We start from the raw sequence: 16,996 nt of genomic DNA, 5'->3' as shown, positions 1-16,996 counted from the left end.
CGCAGGGGGTTAAGCGCACCGTAGCCTGCGCAGATGCCAGGTGAGACGCTCTACGTGATCGACCGGATAGTCACGAATCCCGGATGTGGGCAGAAGTTCGTCGACGAATTTCGCGCCGGCTACCTGCCGAATGCCAGTCGCCGCAACCTGACTCTCGACAACATACTTGTCAGTCCGCCGCTGTGGGCCGAGGACGAGTCCAACATCGTCACGATCACGTGGACCGTCGAGGGGACCGCCGGTTGGTGGGAGATGACTCGTTCGAGCCGCGGTGACGCCACTCTCCGGCAATGGTGGGACGCAACGGCTCCGCTCATTGCCGAACGAAGCCGCACCATGGCTGCCGCTGCCGACGACGTCGAGGGACTGGCCGATGTATAACGTCACAAGGGTGGTTTTTGCAGCCGACACCGAGGACTCGGCCAGCTGGGTCGATGCGATGAACACCATTGCAGCAGTGGCAGAATCGTCTGGATCAGTTCGCCATCTCGTCACCGCCACACTGCCCGGCGTCATCAACGGCGGAGATCTGATCATGCATCTCCAGTTCGAGGACGAAGCGTCGTGGCAGGCCGCTCGCGGTGCCGTTGACGCCGGACTTCACCACGACGCCGTCGAGCGCTTTCACGGCGCCGAGTACGCTTCCGGAACCGAGGGTCGCTCGCGCGCCACCGGCCCGAACGGGGTGTACCGAGCGCTGCTGATTCGCGTTGCACCCCATACCCCCGAGGACGCAATCGAACGCTTCGAAAGCGACTTGCTGAAGATGCCCGCGCATATCTCCTCGATCGCTGCCTGGCGGCTCAGTCGAGTGAGCGCAGCGACCGGCGCACCATCTGCATGTGACGAAGCACCGTGGACCCATGTGTGGGAGCAGGAGTTCACCGATCTCGCGTCACTGCAGACCCAATACCTCGACCATCCGATCCATTGGGGCGTCGTTGATCGATGGTTCGACCCCGAATGCACCGAAGTCATTGTTCGGGACAGAATCTGTCATACCTTCGGCGAATTGAGCGAAGAACTCCTATCGAGTGACGGCTGACGCCTCGCGAATCATCGCCCAAACTTTCTGTCGTGCAGGTTCCGTGAGCGACAACGACGGAATAGTGAGGAACCCGTGAAATAGCCCGTCGAAGCGATGATGCTGCACCGGGACGCCGGCCGAGGCAAGCAGTTTCGCGTACTCGTCGCCGGCCGAGCACGGCGGATCCAGCTCAGCTGTCACGATGACGGCCGCTGGAAGATCGGCGAACGACTCTGCCCGAGTAGGTATCACCCGCACGTCATCTCGGCGTTCGGGCGCATATTGGTCCCAGTACCACTTCATGGCCGTGGTCGTGTTGTAGTGGTCGGTGCCGTAGAGACGGTAGGACTCGGTGTCGAAATCGTCGTCGATCACGGGATAGATGAGAACTTGCGCCGCAACCTCCGGACCTCCACGATCGCGGGCGGCAATGGCAACTGTCGCAGCAAGATTGCCACCCGCGCTGTCACCGGCCAGCACGATCCTGCTCGGGTCAGCGCCGTACTCTGCCGCGTGCTTCGCTGCCCACTCCACTGCTGCATAGACGTCGTCGTGTGCTGCCGGGGCGGGATGTTCAGGGGCCAGACGATAATCGACGGAGACCACAACGGCGCCGACACCTTCCGCCATGGACCGGCAGAATTCATCATGGCTGTCCAGGTCGCAGAACACGAAGCCTCCGCCGTGAGCGAAGACGACCAGCGGAATGGCATCGGAGGAAGCGTGCGGGCGGTAGACGCGGATCGACAGATCCCCCCCAGGGCCGTCGATTGCGAGATCGTCGACTGCACGCATGTCGGGAAGCCGCTCCAGCGGAGCTCGCCGATTCCGAAGCAAAGCGCGTAACTCCGACGGGTCGAAGCTGGTGACGTCCGGGAATGCTGCGTTGAGCGTGGCCAGCATTGTGACGACTTCCGCGTGAATTGTCATGGGCACTCCTGATCTCGGACGTCGGGCATTCGCCAAGGTAAATCGCCCACGGCTGAGTGAGAACACACCCTCCCGATCAGTGGTCTGTTTTGTAGCGAGAGTCGTGAGAAACGAGAAGGGAGACCACACCTCGTTGTGTGGTCTCCCTTATCGATTCGGTTCAGCCGATCAGGTGTCAGCTCCTACTGCGAGCATCCACCTTGTCGTCGTCGTCATCACGATCGCCGGCCGCGAGCTCGATGCCCGAAGCCTCTGTCTCGGCTTCACTGCCTGCCTTCCCGAGCTCGACCGGAGTGTCACCGGGCGCAACCTCGTCGGCGTCAGGCTCTTGCGGTAGCGGTTTCTTGAGGCTCAGGATGATCGAGCCTGCCAACACCACGATGATCACCGCGAGGCTGACCAGTGAGGGAATCTCGGGGATCGACGTGCTGATCACCTTGTGGCTGGCCTGCATGATCAGCTTCACGCCGATGAAGGCGAGGATGATCGACAGACCCTTGGACAGGTAGTGGAACTTCTCGAGCAGACCCGAGAGCAGGAAGTACAGGGCACGCAGTCCCAAGATCGCAAACGCGTTGCTGGAGTACACGATGAACGGATCGTCACTCACTGCCAGCACTGCCGGGACGCTGTCGACTGCGAACACGAGGTCGGCGGCTTCGATGGCGACGACGACGGCGAACAGCGGTGTTGCGACGCGCTTTCCGGCTTCCTTGACGAAGAACTTGGTTCCGGCGTATTCCTCACGGACCGGCATGATCTTGCGCAACAGGCGAACTGCCAGCGAGGTTCCCGGATCGAAGCTCTCGTCGTCATCCTTGAGCAGCTTGTACGCGCTGTAGAGCAGGATGGCGGCGAAGACGAACAGCACGGCCGTGAACTTGCTGACCACGGCAACGCCGGCGGCGAGGAAAATACCGCGGAAGATCAGGGCGCCGATGACACCGAAGAACAGCACACGGTGCTGGTACTCACGGGGCACCTTGAAGTAACCGAAGATCAGGGCGAACACAAAGAGGTTGTCGACGGAGAGGCTCTTCTCCAACAGCCAGGCCGTGGTGAATTCGACGCCCGAGTTCACCCCCAAGGTCAGGGTGACAACCACCGCGAACACGAGAGACAAACCGACCCAGAGTGCACTCCACCAGGCCGCTTCCTTGAAGCCGATGACGTGCGCGCCGCGGTGGGCGAGCAGGTCGATGAGCAACATGACGACGATGACTGCGGCGAACGCGGCCCACGCCCACATGGGAACGTTCATCGCTGACCACCTACCCGAATGGCACTGATGACTGCGGTCACGGGGAGCTCCTTCACTGGGTTCGGACGGCCGTCTCGCCGTCTTCTCCAGTGTTCCTTGCCGACTTCTATCCATCCCTGTCGAAATATCGACGACTTTTAGACCTGAAGTTGCCGATACCCTGCAATCTGAGGGTGTTGCGGCCGAAACCGCCGTTGGAAGGCATCTTGTTCTAGCCTGGCAAGCATGAGCACCTCGTTGTACTACTCCGCCGTCCGCACTACACCGCTGACCGACGACGAGAAGGCCGAAGTCGACCGACTCATCGCCGTCCACAACGACGAATTTCCGTTCGACTACGAGGTCCTGGACCTCTACCCGTCGGATATCCCCAACACTCTGCTCAACGGTTCGACCAAGATCTCGAGCGATCCGACCGAGGTAATTCCTTCGCTCGTCTACTGGTTCAACGCTCTGACCGAGCTTCGCAGAGCAGTGCCGGACGCAGACTGGGACGTTTCACTCGACGACACCCCTGCCGATTGGGATGACAACTCCGGCTACTCGCTCCCCGGCCTCGACGACATGCAGTAGCGAATCACCCGGCGGGCAAGACGCTGACCCCGTAGCTCTCCAGAGCGATGAGAGCCAACTCCGTCGGCAGGCGCCGATCGTCGACGCTGCGACCTAGTAGCGTTTCGGCCTGATCGAGTCGGTACCGCACAGTGTTCTTGTGTAGGCCGAGCGCCGCGGCCGTAGCCGCTGCAGTGCAATTGGTCTCGTAATAGACCCGGACGGTGTCACGGATACGCGTCGTGACGCTGTCCGTGCCGCCCAGGCCTTTCAGTTCCCGAGCCACCAACGCACGCAGTTCGCCCAGATCTTCGGTAAGCAGACAGGGAACCTGAACGTCCTCGTAGACGGTGACGGGCGAAGAACCCGTCGACCGGACTGCGACGCGCTGCGCGGCGAGCGCCTCGCGATGACTGCGAGCGAATCCCTCCATTCCGTAACCGCTGGCCCCCACTGCGACACGAAGATCCCCATTCCGAGCATGATCGAGCGACGCCCACTCCAGGTGGCCGAAATGCGCGACCCACGACCACACCTCGCGCGCACCCGAAGGTAGCGTCAGCACACGCTCGCCGTTCGACTCGCCCACCAAGGAACGTGCATACGAGTCCAATCGCGCCAATACGTCTGCAGCCGGGTCGGTGTCGTCCGTCCAGAGAACAAATGCAGTATGGTGGCGCCGCATCGGGTAATCGAGAATCTGCGAAACCTCTTCGGAGTGAAGAGCTTCGCCGGCGACGATCGCTTGAACGGTCTCGGATCGACGCGCAAAAGCGCCGCGCGCCAAGCTCTCCCGTTCCTGCGCATATGTGGCCACCAACAATTCGGTGGTCACCTCCAGCCATCGCATCGCCGAACCCCACACCCGAACGAGAAGTGCGCGTTTGAGTTCCGGACCGATCGGGAGTGCCTCGATCGACTCGTCGACGAAACCCAGCATCGCGAGGCGTCCGGCGCCGTAGATCTTGAGCAGGACTCGAAGATCCATTCCGCGCCTGGCAACGGTGAGCGCAAGCGCAATCGACTCCGCCGGCGGCGTGACCTCCTGGGAACCACCCGCGATCGCGGCCACGATGACGCGGAGCTGCGCCGCGGTGCTTGCATCCACATCGCGTCGCAGCTCCCTGTCCGCTGCGACTTCCGGGTTGGCCAGGGCAATGGCGTCGTCGATGCGTAGGACAAAACCGTCGATCACCTCCGGCTGGAGATAGATGGGTGCGAGATTTGCAATCCAGCCGTCCAACTCCGATGTGTCCATATCCGTCTCCCCGATTCGTGGCCCCATTTGTGACTTTGTCACAAACCTAGCGTTCGAGTTCGGGCATCAAGCCCTAGTAACCCGGCTTCGGCTGGTCCACAATCACATCTCACCGCAGTTTCACGGCGCTGCAGATTTACCTCACTGCAACCCCATCCCCTATCTTTGGAGACGCTGGAGCAAATGGACAAGCCTTTCGACGGTCAGGTAGTGGTCATCACCGGCGGCGCCCGAGGCATCGGATACGCCACCGCGAAGCGCCTCATCAGCCTCGGTGCGACGGTCGCGATCGGCGACATCGACGAAGCCACTCTCGCGCAGGCAAGCAAGGATTTGGGCATCCGTACGTTCGGACGTCTCGACGTCACCGATCCCGCCTCGTTCTTCGACTTCCTCGACACCGTCGAAGGTGAACTCGGCCCGATCGACGTACTGGTCAACAATGCGGGCATCATGCCGGTCGGCCGGATCGTCGACGAGGACGACACCGTGACCCGGCGCATCATCGAGATCGACGTCCTCGGCGTGATCACGGGAACCAAGCTCGCATTGCGGCGGATGCTGCCGCGGGGGCGCGGACACGTCATCAACATCGCTTCGCTTGCCGGCGAACTCCCCTGCCCGGGTTTGTCGACCTACTGCGGCGCCAAGCATGCAGTCTTGGGATTCACCGATTCGGTCCGCAAGGAAGTTCGTGGCACCGGAGTGCACGTCTCGTCCGTATTGCCGACGCTCACCAACACCCAACTCACCTCGGGCACTTCGGGAATGAAGGGATTCCGCGAGGTTCAGCCGGAAGAAATCGCCGAAGCCATCGTCGGACTGATCACCAAACCTCGACCACGCGTGCGCATTACGCGAGCGTCCGGACTACTCGTCCAGGCGCAAGGGTTCTTCCCCCGGCGACCGTACGAGGCATTGAGCCGCCTGTTCGGCGTCGAGACGCAGTTTCTCGGCGACGTCGACACCGCAGCACGTGCCGCCTACGAAGAACGCGCCCGCGCAAGCTGATCAGGTCAGCTCGGTGGCAGGCCAATCGAGCAACTTCGCGCCCAGCACAGCTGCGTGCAGCGCGAAGCTGTCGTTGGGGTCGTTGACGTTCTGGCCGGTGAGTTCGCGGATGCGGTCCAAGCGGTACGTCACCGCGCGGACAGACAGATGCAGGTCTCGGGCGGTCTTCGCCGTGTTGCCGCCGGCGGAGAAGTACGCAAGCAGGGTGTCGATCATCGGCCCAGCGCCGCCGCGTGCCTCGAGCAGCGGCGTGAGAAGCGTCTGGATCAGGTCGGTGACCGCTGGTCTGTCGTTGACCAGAACCCGGTAGACCAGCAGATCGCGAGCGTCGATGATCGGTGCGTTCAACGACAGTCGCTGCGCCAGGTCGAGTGCGTCGAGCGCTTCCCGGTACGACGCCACCACGCCCGAAGCGGTGGCGCGCGGGCGCCCGACCGCGATCTGCCAAGTGCCGTCCAATACGCGTCGCTGCAACTGCACTCGCCCGTCGTTATCGGTTACGGCGCCTGTCCCCGGTCCGAGAGCCGACCGAATCCCGGCCAGCACGTGGTCGACGGCATCGCGATCCGGCGCGGCGAAAACGACGACCAGTTTGCCGCTCTTGCTGGCAACCAGCGCGTCGGCGTCACCTTTGCTGCCCAGAACGGCACGTTCGACAGCTCGCACCAAAGGGTTGTCGTCGGTGAACTCGCGGGCTGCGGTCACTACTGCCACGGCATGCGGACCACTGAGGTGGAGACCGAATCCTGAAGCGCGACCCAACAATCCGACGACGTCGGCGCCGCCGGTCAACAAGTCGTCGACGAACTCACGGCGTGCCGATACCTGCGAGCGGACCAGAGATCGCCTGGCCAGCTGAAATCCTTCGGCCAGTTCGGCCACGGCATCGTCGACGGCGCGGAGCATGACTTCGCCGGCCGCCACGACGGCATTCGGATCCGATTGCGCCGCAACAACAGCGGGAAGCTCACGCCACAGACGCCAGGCCGACGAGAGGTACAGATCGAGCAGCGCTCTGAGGGCCACACCCTGCTGCGCTGCTTCTTCACCGCGGGCACGGAAACGGTGCAACTGACGACGCTGCAGCGGTTTCCCGTCACAGACAGCGTCGCTGAGCACGTCGAGGAAGTCGCCCAGCAGATCGACGGGTAGGCCACCGGCGTCGTCCGCCCCTGCCGCCGCGACCCGGCGTATGGCGTCGTCAGGTACCCCGGTTCGGCTCACCCTCGCATTCTCTCACTGTGCGCGGCCTTGCTTGGCGTCAGGAAAGCCGCATCGAGCCCGTGTCGATGTAGCGCTGATGGAACGAGAATGTCTCGCCCAGGAGGTGCGGAGTCTGCCCGGCACCCGGTTGAGCGTCGGCGCGAGCGATGTAATCGTGAAGGAGTGGCCGGAACTCCGGGTGAGCACACTTGTCGACGATCAGGCGTGCGCGGCGCCGCGGCGACAAACCGCGCAGATCAGCCAACCCCTGCTCGGTGACCAAGACCTGAGTGTCGTGCTCGGTGTGGTCGACGTGCGGAACCATCGGCACGATCGCCGAGATCTCACCGCCGCGGGCCGTCGACGGACTCAAGAACATGGACACGTAGCCGTTGCGGGCGAAGTCCCCCGAACCGCCGATTCCGTTCATGATCTTCGTCCCCATGACGTGCGTCGAGTTCACGTTGCCGTAGATGTCGGCCTCGAGCATCCCGTTCATGGCGATGATTCCAAGTCTGCGCACCACCTCGGGGTGGTTGCTGATCTCCTGCGGACGGAGCGTGATGTGGTTGCGGTAGAAGTCGATGTTCGCAGTCAGTTCCTCGATGCCTTCGTCGGTGAGCGCCAAAGCCGTCGACGACGCATGCGCGACGGTGCCGTCCTTGATCAGCTTCAGCATCCCGTCCTGGATGACCTCGGAGTAGCAGGTCAACCCGCGATACGGCCCGCGATCGAGACCTCCGAGCACCGCGTTGGCGACATTGCCGATGCCCGCCTGCAGCGGAAGCAACGTATCAGCCGGCATCCGTCCGGCGCGCACCTCGAAGTCGAAGAACTTCAGTACGTGCCCGGCGATCGCCTCGCTGACGGCGTCGGGCGCAGAGAGCGGACTCGCGCTGTCTCGGCAGTTGGTCTCGACAACGGCCACCACCTTGGCCGGGTCCACCCGGAACGTGGTCTGACCGATCCGGTCCTCGACGCGGATGATCTGGAGCGGCTTGCGATGCGGCGGCAACGCCGTGCCGTAATAGACGTCGTGAATACCCTCCATCGCCTCGGGCACCCAGGAGTTGACCTCGAGGATGACCTTGTCGGCGACGTCGAGCCACGTCTTGTTGTTGCCGATCGACGCGGAGGGAATCAGTTCACCCGATTCGGTGATACCGGCGACCTCGACCACCGCGACGTCGACATTGCCGTAGTAGCCCTCCCACACCTGCTGAGCCACGTGGGAGAGGTGGATGTCGACGTAGTCCATACGACCGTCGTTGATCCGGCGACGTGCGGTGGCCTCGGACTGATACGGCATGCGCAGTGCGATTCCGTCGACTTCGGCAAGCAGCCTTTCGGTCTCGGTGGACACCGAAGCACCGGTCAGGAGATTGATCGTGAAGTTCGATCCGTTGCCGCGGGTCTGGTGAATACGCTCGGCCAGGGCCGGGATGACGACCTTGGGCGTACCGGCGCTTGCGAAACCGCTGATCGCGACAGTGTCATCCGGATTGATGAACTTCACGGCGTCGGATGCGGACATCACCTTCGACGCAAAGGCTGTGGCGCGGATGCGGTTGGAGATAGCTTTGTGTCCGGTCTCACCGAGGGTTGAACTCACGCCATCAGGATAAACACGGCACGTCGAAGCGATTTACGGGGATAACCCAGACAGAATCGCTCCGACGTGCTATATGCCCCGACGTGCTATGTGCTCCGATCAGCTGACGATGCCGTACACGCCTTCGCTGACCAAGCTCGCGATCCGATACTTCTGGATCTTGCCCGAGCCTGTCAGTGGGAATGCTTCCGCGCTGAACCATTCCTTGGGTGCCTTGTGGCGCGCCAGTCGTTCGTTGCAGAACTCGACCAGTTCGGCGGCGGTCGGCTGGTCGGATTCGTCCTTCCAGCGGATGACGGCAACCACCCGCTCACCCCACACCTCGTCGGGAACACCGACGACCGCCACATCGAGGATCTTCGGATGCGCGAAGATCACGGACTCGACCTCACGCGGATAGATGTTCTCCCCGCCGCGGATGATCATGTCCTTGAGGCGCCCGGTGACCCGGACGTATCCACGTTGATCCATCGTCCCCAAGTCGCCGGTATGCAACCACCCGTCCTTGTCCACGGTCGCGGACGAGGCCTCAGGATTGCGGAAGTACTCGGTCATGACGAGGTACCCGCGAGCGCAGATCTCACCTTGTTCGCCGAGCGGAACGCTGTCCCCGGTCACGACGTCGGAGATCTTCACCTCGACCTGTGGCAACGCGAGGCCGACCGTCTCCGACTTGTCTTCGGGGGTGTCGGCCGGACTGGTCTGCGTGATCACGGGACTGGCTTCGGTTTGTCCGTAGACGATGCTGAATCCCGCACCGAATGCCGACTCCACCGTGCTGACGAGTTCGGGCGGTACCGACGATCCACCGGATACGACCACTGAGCACGCCGAGAAATCGCGGCTGGCGAAGGTCGCGTCGTTGATCATGGCGATCAGCATCGTCGGTACTCCACTGACGACGTCGGCGTGAAAGCGTTCTGCCGCATCGAGAACCGCAACCGGATCGAAGTACTGGATCAGGCCTATGGACATTCTTCGCTGTGCGGCACCGAGAACCAGGATGCCGCATCCGGCCGTGTGGAACAGTGGCATGGCCGAGACGACCGAACCCCGCTCGGGGAATTGACCTCTCCGGCTGACGAAATCGGCGTTATTGACCAAACCTCGGTGATGCAGCAATGCACCCTTGGGCACACCGGTGGTTCCCGACGTGTACTGAATCTGCGCATTGTCATCGGGAGAGACTTCCGGCAGAGCACCCCGCTCGCCGGTCCAACCTCGAACCTGACGATCCCAGTCTTCGAAGTTGACTGCCAGAACCTCCTCTCCCGCAATCGAAATTGCCTCGGACGCCACCGCTGCCATGTCACCGCCGCGGAACTTTCCGGTGTGGAAGAGCCCGCGAGACTGGGACTGCGACAAGACGTACGCCAGTTCCTCCGCACCCAACGCCGGATTGGCAGTCACCAGAACCATTCCGGCGAGCGCGGCGCCGTATTGCAGGATCATCCACTCCGGAACGTTCGGAGCCCAGACGGTGATCCGGTCTCCGCGATCGAACTGGGACAAGAGGTAGTGCGCACACCCCTCCGCTTCGTCCAGCAGTTGCGCGAAGGTCCACGTACGATCGGTTTGGGCGGCCCCGGACAACGAATGCGATTGCGCCGGAACTACTTCTCTGATTGCAACCAGATTCGGCGAGTCCGCGGCGCACTCTCGCAGCAACCCGCCCACCGTTTGTTCCGCAATCGGGTCCGACACGTCAGCGGGGAAGTACGACGTTTCGAGAACACTGCTCATCTCACATCCACTTTCTATCGAGGAGGGGTGTCGGACGCGGGGAGCGGCCCGCCTCCGTCTGGAATCTTGCGCCCGGAATCGCGGTATTGCACCGCGGCACGAAATCCGTCGCGCTCGGCAAAATCCTTGAACCAGCGCCCTTCCGGAGAGTGACGCGTGATTCCGTCGAACAGGGTTGCCAGCACCTGAGTGCCCTGCAGCCCCATATTGTCGTACGCCTGATTGATCATCATCTTCTGCATAGCCAACTGATTGAGCGGGACACCGGCAATGCGATCCGCCAACGCTTCCACTGCCGAGTCCAATTCATCGGCCGGCACCGCTTCGAGTGCCAATCCCCAATCTGCCGCCGTGACACCGTCAATAGTGTCGCCAGTCAACAACATTCGCTTGGCCCGCTGGGCTCCCAGTCGATACACCCACATCGCCGTCGTCGGGCAACCCCAGACGCGCGCAGGCGGGTACCCGATGTGGGCGTCGTGGGCCATGATCAGCATGTCGCAGGACAGCGCGATGTCGCTCCCGCCGGCGATTGCGTAACCCTGAACCTTGCAGATCGTCGGCTTGAGCGATCGCCAGAGCGTGAAGAAGTCATCGGTATTCTGCTTCATCCCCCGAAAGTCCTTGATGGGGTCCCATACCGGTCCCTGGTTCCACTTTCCGTCGAGGTCTCCTTCAGCGAACTTCTTGAGGTCGTACCCGGCGCAAAACGCCTTGCCCGCACCTTGCAAGATGATCACGCGAACATCGTCGTCGTCGTTGGCTGCTGCCACCGCATTTCGAATGTCCGACGGCATCACGTCATCGATCGCGTTGAGCCGATCGGGTCGGTTGAGCGTGATATACGCCTTACCGTCCGAGGTCTCGTACTTCAGGGTCGCAAAATCCGTCATCATCGGTCCTGTCGACAGAGCACACCTCGATCGGAACGAGTTGCGCTAGTTCTGGGTGAGGAGCAGGCGAACGACGCCTGCCCATTGACTGATCGAACGACGCGCGGAGGCGTCGCTCTTCTGCACTGCCCGGGACAGCGCCAAACCACGGAGCATCAGCACCGTCAGATCTGCAATCTGCGAATAGTTCTCGGAAGCAACAATTTCGGGGCCGAAAGCGTCGTGGACAACTCGCCGCAGATCCCGCCCGGCGGCACGCTCCGATTCTCGAAGCACCTCGGCCAGCCCCGGATCCGTCCGAGCTGCGGACCACAGTTCGAGTTCCGCTTGAAACGGCGGCCGAGTCAACGCCGAATACAAAGCGGAGATCGAGTTCTCGATCGTGTCCACCGACGGATCCTGCCGAGACATCGCCGCTCTTACTGCCGCCTCGTTCCGCACGACGATGTTCGACACCAACGCCGCAGTCAACTCCTGCATGTTCGGAAAATGGTGAAGCAGAGCGCCACGACTGACTCCGGCAGCGGTTTGCACCGACTGCGTCGTCAACGACGAATACCCGTCCGCGATCAGTAAATCCGTTGCCGCGTCGAGAATCCGATGGCGTGTCGCTTCGCGCTGCACATCACGCAGAGTCACGCTCACACCTCCAGCTTCTCGAGTGGCATGGCTCACAGTTTCACAGTCCATTTAGACTGTCAATAGGTCTCGGCTCCGCGCGTACGCTCGAGGAACCCGACCCGCATACAGGATGGAGCTTCGCGTGGAGACCACTCCGCCGACCGTCTCACTGACGCTCGATGAACTTGCCTCACGCGCCAATTCCCTGATCACCGACAACCGCCGGCACATCCTCGGCATCACGGGAGCGCCGGGAGCCGGAAAATCGACGGCGTCACAGGCTATTGCACGGAAACTTGGTTCTCGTTGCGCCGTCGTCGAGATGGACGGTTTTCATCTTGCCAATCAGGAACTCGACAAGCTGGGCAGGCGTGCACGCAAAGGCGCTCCGGACACCTTCGACGCCGGCGGATACGCGGCTCTACTGCGCCGGCTCCAAACCTCGGATGCCACCGTTTACGTCCCCGTCTTCGATCGCGAGATCGACGAATCAATCGGCAGTGCAACCTCCGTCGATCCATATACACCGTTGATCGTCACCGAAGGGAACTATCTTCTCCTACCGACCGGTGGGTGGCCTGAAGTGCGTGCGACACTCGACGAGGTCTGGTATCTGGACGTTCCGGAGGCGACTCGCACGGAACGCTTGGTGACACGCCACAGCCGCTTCGGAAAGAGTTCCGAAGCGGCTGCCGAGTGGGTGAAACGGGTAGATCAGCCGAACGCCGACCTGATCAGGGAAGTCAGGTCGCGCGCGGATCTGATCGTCGAGATCGTGCCTGCACCTTCTCGTCAACCATTTCACCATCCTGCATCACCACGAAAATGACCGACTGCAGGGACGAAGGCACAGTTCACACATGCTTTTCGCTGGCAATACATACGTTCGTATTTATTGCCATGAGGATTTCGTCAATTGTTTTTCACGTTGAAGTTCGAGAGTTGCGCAGCAAATAGATTCAGCACGTTTGCGGTGATCCGCTCGGTAAACGGATCGTGATTGATCAGTCCGTTCACCCACTCGGTAGAACCAGCGTTGAACACCGTCCCGCGACCTCGCCTGTGACAAGTGACCATTCCCGATCCGTACTCGAGATCACGAAGATGCTCGGGTGGCTCACTCCCGTAAAACCATTCGACGATTCCCCGCGCGTCCGCCAAGGGCGCACCGATGGGGCTCGTTCCGTTCCACTTGTCCCGTGAACCCGACACCGCCGGTGCCATCGCGATGATCTCCAAGTCTTCGGGCGCGCCGTCGACTCCGGTGGCGTACGGCAGGCCCTTTCGGAACGTGTAGTCCACGCCGTCCATGGCAAAACCGGCAATACAGAGAGAGTTTCCGAAGTTGTCGCCGTAATACAGATCGGTTCCGTTCAACGCCCAATGGTCAGGGCGATACACCGTGAAACCGCCGGAAGACCTGGGAGTTGTTGCGCCGTAACGGCTGTAGACGCCGGCCGTAGCGGTCGAACCCATAGTCCACGCACCTGGCCGGCTGATTTCGGGCGAATCCCACGCAGTCGTCACCCTCGTCGGGTCGACCTCACGGATCGGATCTTCGAAAGGGTCCCTGTAGCAGACCTGCGTATCGCCCTCGATACGAACTTGCCACAGGAAGTTCCCGCCGAAGCGCGCCAAACAACCCCCGCCTTCGACGAATCCGTCGATACGGTCACGCATCTCCCATGACCAGCACTCGTCGTGACCGACGATGACCGCACACGAATACCCCTGCAGTGCTGAAGGATCCTCATGCAGGTCGTGCTGGGTGACGTGGTGCACAAGAAAGGCTTGCTCTTCCGCCCACACCGTGAAGGGGCGTTCGTACGTGGCCCAGAACGCGTCAGCGTGGTGACGCGAGTAGCCGTTCACCCACGCCCATTCGTACGGCGGATGACGCGGAATCCATCCAATTTCCGGCGTATCGGAGTGTGTATTACGTGCTGCGCCTGCAGGTTTGCGCAACATGCCTCGCGCGATGGGCCGCTGCGTCGAGGAAAACGGTGTCGGCACGTCGCCGGAACCGTCCGGGACGCCTCGGTAATGGTTTGCCCCACCCCAGTCGTTGTAGGCCAACATCGTGCTCGTGGTGTGAATGAGAACAAGGTCGGCGTGGTCGGTTTCACGCGCCTTGACTACGAAGAAACCCTCCCGTTCTACGACCACACCTTCGTGTCGCATTCGGACCAGAATCAAATACATCCCCGACGCCCAGTTCGGGGCGACGGTGAAGGCAACGGATTCCGACCAATCGCAACCAACCGCATAGGCGTCGTCGGGCGTCGACTGTTGTTTTCCCGGGAGACCGAGGTACTTGACGATGCTCTGCGGACGCGCGCCGTCTCGCACCACCTCGAGGTCGTATTCGTCAGCGGTGGTGTGCACCCGAATGGAGACGGTGTCGCCGGCGAAATACGAGAACTTGTCTGCGTACACCCAGATCTCCGGCCCTCCCGGACTGATCCCCGGCCGTTCGACCAAACCACCGGGGACCGACCATGCGTATTCGCTCACGCCACAGGCCGCTCGATCGACGGGTCCAAGCCCGAGGGCGTGAAGCAGCCGTAGCGCGCCGTACCTGCAGGCATAGGTCCGCGGGCCGCAAACCGGACCGGGACGGCCGGCGGCGCGACAGTGACGGTGACAGTGACGACATGGAAGACCGCATGCCCGCTGTCGACCGTTCCCGTCCGATGCCCCTGGATGGATTCGGGCGAATACAAGGTGGGATCTTTGCCCACCTGCCGCGGGACGGTTCCGTCGATCATGAAGTGACTCCGTGAGTTCTCGCAAGCATGCGCTTTGGACTGAAACGAGGGTGCCAGGTTCATCCGAGATTCATTCGAGGTTCATCCGATGTTGCCCAACGAACTACGAGAGTGCCGAATCGTTTCAGCGCTGTCAATATATTGCAGTGAAACGATTCGGCAATTTACTTTCGCGCAACAACCGTCCGTCAGGTTTGTCTTCCAGTGACGATTGGACCTCATGAAGTGCCGTCATGTCGTGTGACGCTTGGGGACGATCGACCCCCAGGCTGTAGCCGTCATCGCAATCGAATTCGAGTGAACTATGGCTTCGTGACGTGCATGACGTGCATGACGTGCTTGACCCGCGTGTACTCCGCGAGCGCGAACTCCGACAGGTCCTTCCCGTAACCCGAACCACCGAAGCCGCCGTGCGGCATTTCCGCGGTGAGAGCCCCGTGCACGCCGACCCAGACGCAGCCGAAGTCCAGTTCGGCAGTCATCCTCATCGCAGTGCCGTGATCGGACGTCCACACACTCGACGCGAGAGCGTACTTGGTCCCATTCGCAAGTTCGATCGCCTCGACTTCAGTGGAGAACGACTGCACCGTGACAACGGGCCCGAATATCTCTTCCTGAACCAACTCGTCGTCCTGCCGCACCCCGGAAATGACAGTCGGCAGATAGAAAAAACCAGATCCGGCAGGCTGCCCTCCACCAACACGTACGTTCGCATTTGTGGAACGTCTTTCTACCAACTCTGCCACCCGATCACGATGAGCGCGGCTGACCAGAGGGCCGAGACAATCGCCCGAGTCCGGGCCTCCCAACCTCAAGTCCGCGGCCGCAGCCGTCAACTTTTCGGTGAACTCTTCCGCTACCTCTTGTTGTACGAGAATCCTCGTTGCAGCGGTGCAATCTTGACCGCTGTTGTAAAAGGCGCCGGCAACGATCCCCGCGACTGCTCCGTCCAGGTCCGCATCGGCAAACACGACAGCTGGAGCCTTACCTCCGAGCTCGAGGTGCAAAAGCTTGACGTCTTCGGATGCCGCCTTGGCGACCGAAATACCCGCTCTCGTCGACCCCGTCAGCGCGATCATGCGAGGCGCCGGATGAGCGACAAGCGCGGCTCCGGTATCGCGATCGCCACACACCACATTGAGCACTCCAGGTGGATAGATCTGCGCAGCAAGAACTCCCAGCATTACTGCAGTTTCCGGAGTCTCTTCAGCCGGTTTGAGCACGAGGGTGTTTCCCGTCGCGAGTGCCGGTGCGATCTTCCAGACCGCCATCATCAGCGGATAATTCCACGGTGCGATTGCACCGATTACACCGATCGGCTCTCGCCTGACATACGAGGTGGCGCCCTCGGTGTATTCCATTGCGGCAGTACCCGGCAATGAGCGAGCGATACCAGCGAAGTACCGCAGAAAATCGACACACTGCGGGATCTCGTCGTCTCGCACCTGCCTGAGAGGCTTTCCGGTACTGCGGCATTCAACCTCGAGGAAGTACTTCGCATTCGATTCCAGAGCGTCCGCCAGTGCCAGTAGCAACTCTTGACGCCGCGCAGGCGTTGATCGACGCCACTTCCTGGAAGCGATCTCCGAAGACAGACATGCTCGATCAACGTCTTCCGCAGAACCAACGGCCGCACGCGCATAGACTTCGCCGTTCGCAGGATTGACCAGTTGGGACAGATTTCCAAGTGATGTCTCACAGACACCGTCGATGACGTGGCCGAAGACTTCGACGCCCATGGTCGAGGCAACACTCACGAGCATGATCCCGGCAATGCGATGAAGTACTTCTTGGATGGTTCCACGGTTTCCCAGATCCCACGAAATGATTTCGGAACGAAAAATGCATCACCGGAGGTGAATTCGCGACGGTTTCCATCGAGGTCGATCAGCGCCACCCGGCCGCTGATCATGACACAGACCTCGTCGTACGGGTAAGGGTCACACAGCAGAGTGCCCGGCTCCCCTTCCCAACCACCGCCGAAGTACTCACCTTCCGGATCACCGAACGATCGCCATTCCGATTCGGACCAATTCGCGCTCGCATCATCACCCCATTCCGGCACGAACTGCGTCCCCTGGCCGGGTCCGAAGGTTCGAATGTCAACGACACTCACG

Annotated in this window: 17 protein-coding genes; 5 read left to right on the top strand and 12 right to left on the bottom strand. The window is 61.6% G+C overall.

Features of this window, described 5'->3' with window-relative positions; all coding sequences use genetic code 11:
* Positions 1–33: 33 nt before the first annotated feature.
* Both ACFWAD_RS04960 and ACFWAD_RS04955 read left to right on the top strand, forming a co-directional pair.
* The gene (locus ACFWAD_RS04960; protein ID WP_378541829.1) at positions 34–381 is read left to right on the top strand and encodes a hypothetical protein; all 348 of its coding nucleotides are present in this window, start codon (positions 34–36) and stop codon (positions 379–381) included.
* A 10-nt stretch (positions 382–391) separates the two neighbouring features.
* Positions 392–1,045, top strand: coding sequence for a Dabb family protein (locus ACFWAD_RS04955; protein ID WP_378541827.1), 654 nt, complete (start codon positions 392–394; stop codon positions 1,043–1,045).
* Here the strand turns inward: ACFWAD_RS04955 and ACFWAD_RS04950 are convergent.
* Together ACFWAD_RS04950 and ACFWAD_RS04945 are read right to left on the bottom strand one after the other, a co-directional pair.
* On the bottom strand, positions 1,028–1,957 hold the full coding sequence (locus ACFWAD_RS04950) for an alpha/beta hydrolase (protein ID WP_378541825.1): 930 nt from the start codon (positions 1,955–1,957) through the stop codon (positions 1,028–1,030). The genes ACFWAD_RS04955 and ACFWAD_RS04950 overlap by 18 nt on opposite strands.
* Before the next feature lie 175 nt (positions 1,958–2,132).
* Entirely contained in the window at positions 2,133–3,218 is a 1,086-nt protein-coding gene (locus tag ACFWAD_RS04945) for a TerC family protein (protein ID WP_378541823.1), read from the bottom strand.
* A gap of 225 nt (positions 3,219–3,443) precedes the next feature.
* Between ACFWAD_RS04945 and ACFWAD_RS04940 the strand changes: the two genes are divergently transcribed.
* Positions 3,444–3,791 carry a hypothetical protein gene (locus tag ACFWAD_RS04940; RefSeq protein WP_182261544.1) on the top strand — a complete coding sequence of 116 codons (348 nt, stop codon included), beginning with the start codon at positions 3,444–3,446 and terminating at the stop codon, positions 3,789–3,791.
* A 4-nt stretch (positions 3,792–3,795) separates the two neighbouring features.
* On the opposite strand, the gene ACFWAD_RS04935 is transcribed toward ACFWAD_RS04940, so the two are convergent.
* Positions 3,796–5,028, bottom strand: coding sequence for a PucR family transcriptional regulator (locus ACFWAD_RS04935; protein ID WP_378541821.1), 1,233 nt, complete (start codon positions 5,026–5,028; stop codon positions 3,796–3,798).
* Between the two features lie 183 nt (positions 5,029–5,211).
* Between ACFWAD_RS04935 and ACFWAD_RS04930 the strand changes: the two genes are divergently transcribed.
* Positions 5,212–6,039, top strand: coding sequence for an SDR family oxidoreductase (locus ACFWAD_RS04930; RefSeq protein WP_378541819.1), 828 nt, complete (start codon positions 5,212–5,214; stop codon positions 6,037–6,039).
* Here the strand turns inward: ACFWAD_RS04930 and ACFWAD_RS04925 are convergent, their stop codons facing one another.
* From ACFWAD_RS04925 to ACFWAD_RS04905, 5 genes are all read right to left on the bottom strand, one after another.
* Complete coding sequence (locus tag ACFWAD_RS04925; protein ID WP_378530679.1) at positions 6,040–7,263, bottom strand: PucR family transcriptional regulator; 1,224 nt, start codon at positions 7,261–7,263, stop codon at positions 6,040–6,042. It abuts the gene before it with no gap.
* 37 nt (positions 7,264–7,300) lie between these two features.
* Entirely contained in the window at positions 7,301–8,854 is a 1,554-nt protein-coding gene (locus ACFWAD_RS04920) for an acetyl-CoA hydrolase/transferase family protein (protein WP_378541817.1), read from the bottom strand.
* Between the two features lie 99 nt (positions 8,855–8,953).
* On the bottom strand, positions 8,954–10,597 hold the full coding sequence (locus ACFWAD_RS04915) for an AMP-binding protein (RefSeq protein ID WP_378541815.1): 1,644 nt from the start codon (positions 10,595–10,597) through the stop codon (positions 8,954–8,956).
* A 14-nt stretch (positions 10,598–10,611) separates the two neighbouring features.
* Positions 10,612–11,490 (bottom strand): crotonase/enoyl-CoA hydratase family protein, encoded by an 879-nt coding sequence (locus ACFWAD_RS04910; RefSeq protein ID WP_378541813.1) that lies wholly within the window; start codon positions 11,488–11,490, stop codon positions 10,612–10,614.
* 45 nt (positions 11,491–11,535) lie between these two features.
* Positions 11,536–12,129, bottom strand: a complete 594-nt coding sequence (locus ACFWAD_RS04905; protein WP_378541811.1) for a TetR/AcrR family transcriptional regulator — start codon at positions 12,127–12,129, stop codon at positions 11,536–11,538.
* A 124-nt stretch (positions 12,130–12,253) separates the two neighbouring features.
* Between ACFWAD_RS04905 and ACFWAD_RS04900 the strand changes: the two genes are divergently transcribed.
* Positions 12,254–12,940: a nucleoside/nucleotide kinase family protein gene (locus ACFWAD_RS04900; RefSeq protein WP_378541809.1), complete on the top strand. Its 687-nt coding sequence runs from the start codon at positions 12,254–12,256 to the stop codon at positions 12,938–12,940.
* An 83-nt stretch (positions 12,941–13,023) separates the two neighbouring features.
* Here ACFWAD_RS04900 and ACFWAD_RS04895 read toward each other — a convergent pair whose 3' ends face one another.
* The 4 genes from ACFWAD_RS04895 to ACFWAD_RS04880 all read right to left on the bottom strand — a co-directional run bounded on the left by ACFWAD_RS04895 (position 13,024) and on the right by ACFWAD_RS04880 (position 16,995).
* The gene (locus tag ACFWAD_RS04895) at positions 13,024–14,625 is read right to left on the bottom strand and encodes a N,N-dimethylformamidase beta subunit family domain-containing protein (RefSeq protein ID WP_378541807.1); all 1,602 of its coding nucleotides are present in this window, start codon (positions 14,623–14,625) and stop codon (positions 13,024–13,026) included.
* Entirely contained in the window at positions 14,622–14,879 is a 258-nt protein-coding gene (locus ACFWAD_RS04890; protein WP_378541805.1) for a hypothetical protein, read from the bottom strand. The genes ACFWAD_RS04895 and ACFWAD_RS04890 overlap by 4 nt, the downstream gene beginning before the upstream one ends.
* Before the next feature lie 302 nt (positions 14,880–15,181).
* Positions 15,182–16,618 carry an aminobutyraldehyde dehydrogenase gene (locus ACFWAD_RS04885; protein WP_378542910.1) on the bottom strand — a complete coding sequence of 479 codons (1,437 nt, stop codon included), beginning with the start codon at positions 16,616–16,618 and terminating at the stop codon, positions 15,182–15,184.
* A gap of 14 nt (positions 16,619–16,632) precedes the next feature.
* Positions 16,633–16,995, bottom strand: coding sequence for a cupin domain-containing protein (locus tag ACFWAD_RS04880; protein ID WP_378541803.1), 363 nt, complete (start codon positions 16,993–16,995; stop codon positions 16,633–16,635).
* Position 16,996 lies beyond the last annotated feature (1 nt).

Source organism: Rhodococcus sp. NPDC059969 (assembly GCF_042738325.1).
Taxonomy (GTDB): Bacteria; Actinomycetota; Actinomycetes; order Mycobacteriales; family Mycobacteriaceae; genus Rhodococcus_F.
The sequence above is the reverse complement of the archived record's forward strand: the minus strand, read 5'-3'. Positions and strand labels throughout refer to the sequence as shown.

Coding starts and splice junctions, on each gene's coding strand:
- ACFWAD_RS04910 (WP_378541813.1), bottom strand. CDS start 11,490: ATGACGGATTTTGCGACCCTGAAGTACGAGACCTCGGACGGTAAGGCG.
- ACFWAD_RS04930 (WP_378541819.1), top strand. CDS start 5,212: ATGGACAAGCCTTTCGACGGTCAGGTAGTGGTCATCACCGGCGGCGCC.
- ACFWAD_RS04950 (WP_378541825.1), bottom strand. CDS start 1,957: ATGACAATTCACGCGGAAGTCGTCACAATGCTGGCCACGCTCAACGCA.
- ACFWAD_RS04915 (WP_378541815.1), bottom strand. CDS start 10,597: ATGAGCAGTGTTCTCGAAACGTCGTACTTCCCCGCTGACGTGTCGGAC.
- ACFWAD_RS04945 (WP_378541823.1), bottom strand. CDS start 3,218: ATGAACGTTCCCATGTGGGCGTGGGCCGCGTTCGCCGCAGTCATCGTC.
- ACFWAD_RS04940 (WP_182261544.1), top strand. CDS start 3,444: ATGAGCACCTCGTTGTACTACTCCGCCGTCCGCACTACACCGCTGACC.
- ACFWAD_RS04885 (WP_378542910.1), bottom strand. CDS start 16,618: ATGGGCGTCGAAGTCTTCGGCCACGTCATCGACGGTGTCTGTGAGACA.
- ACFWAD_RS04890 (WP_378541805.1), bottom strand. CDS start 14,879: ATGATCGACGGAACCGTCCCGCGGCAGGTGGGCAAAGATCCCACCTTG.
- ACFWAD_RS04935 (WP_378541821.1), bottom strand. CDS start 5,028: ATGGACACATCGGAGTTGGACGGCTGGATTGCAAATCTCGCACCCATC.
- ACFWAD_RS04960 (WP_378541829.1), top strand. CDS start 34: ATGCCAGGTGAGACGCTCTACGTGATCGACCGGATAGTCACGAATCCC.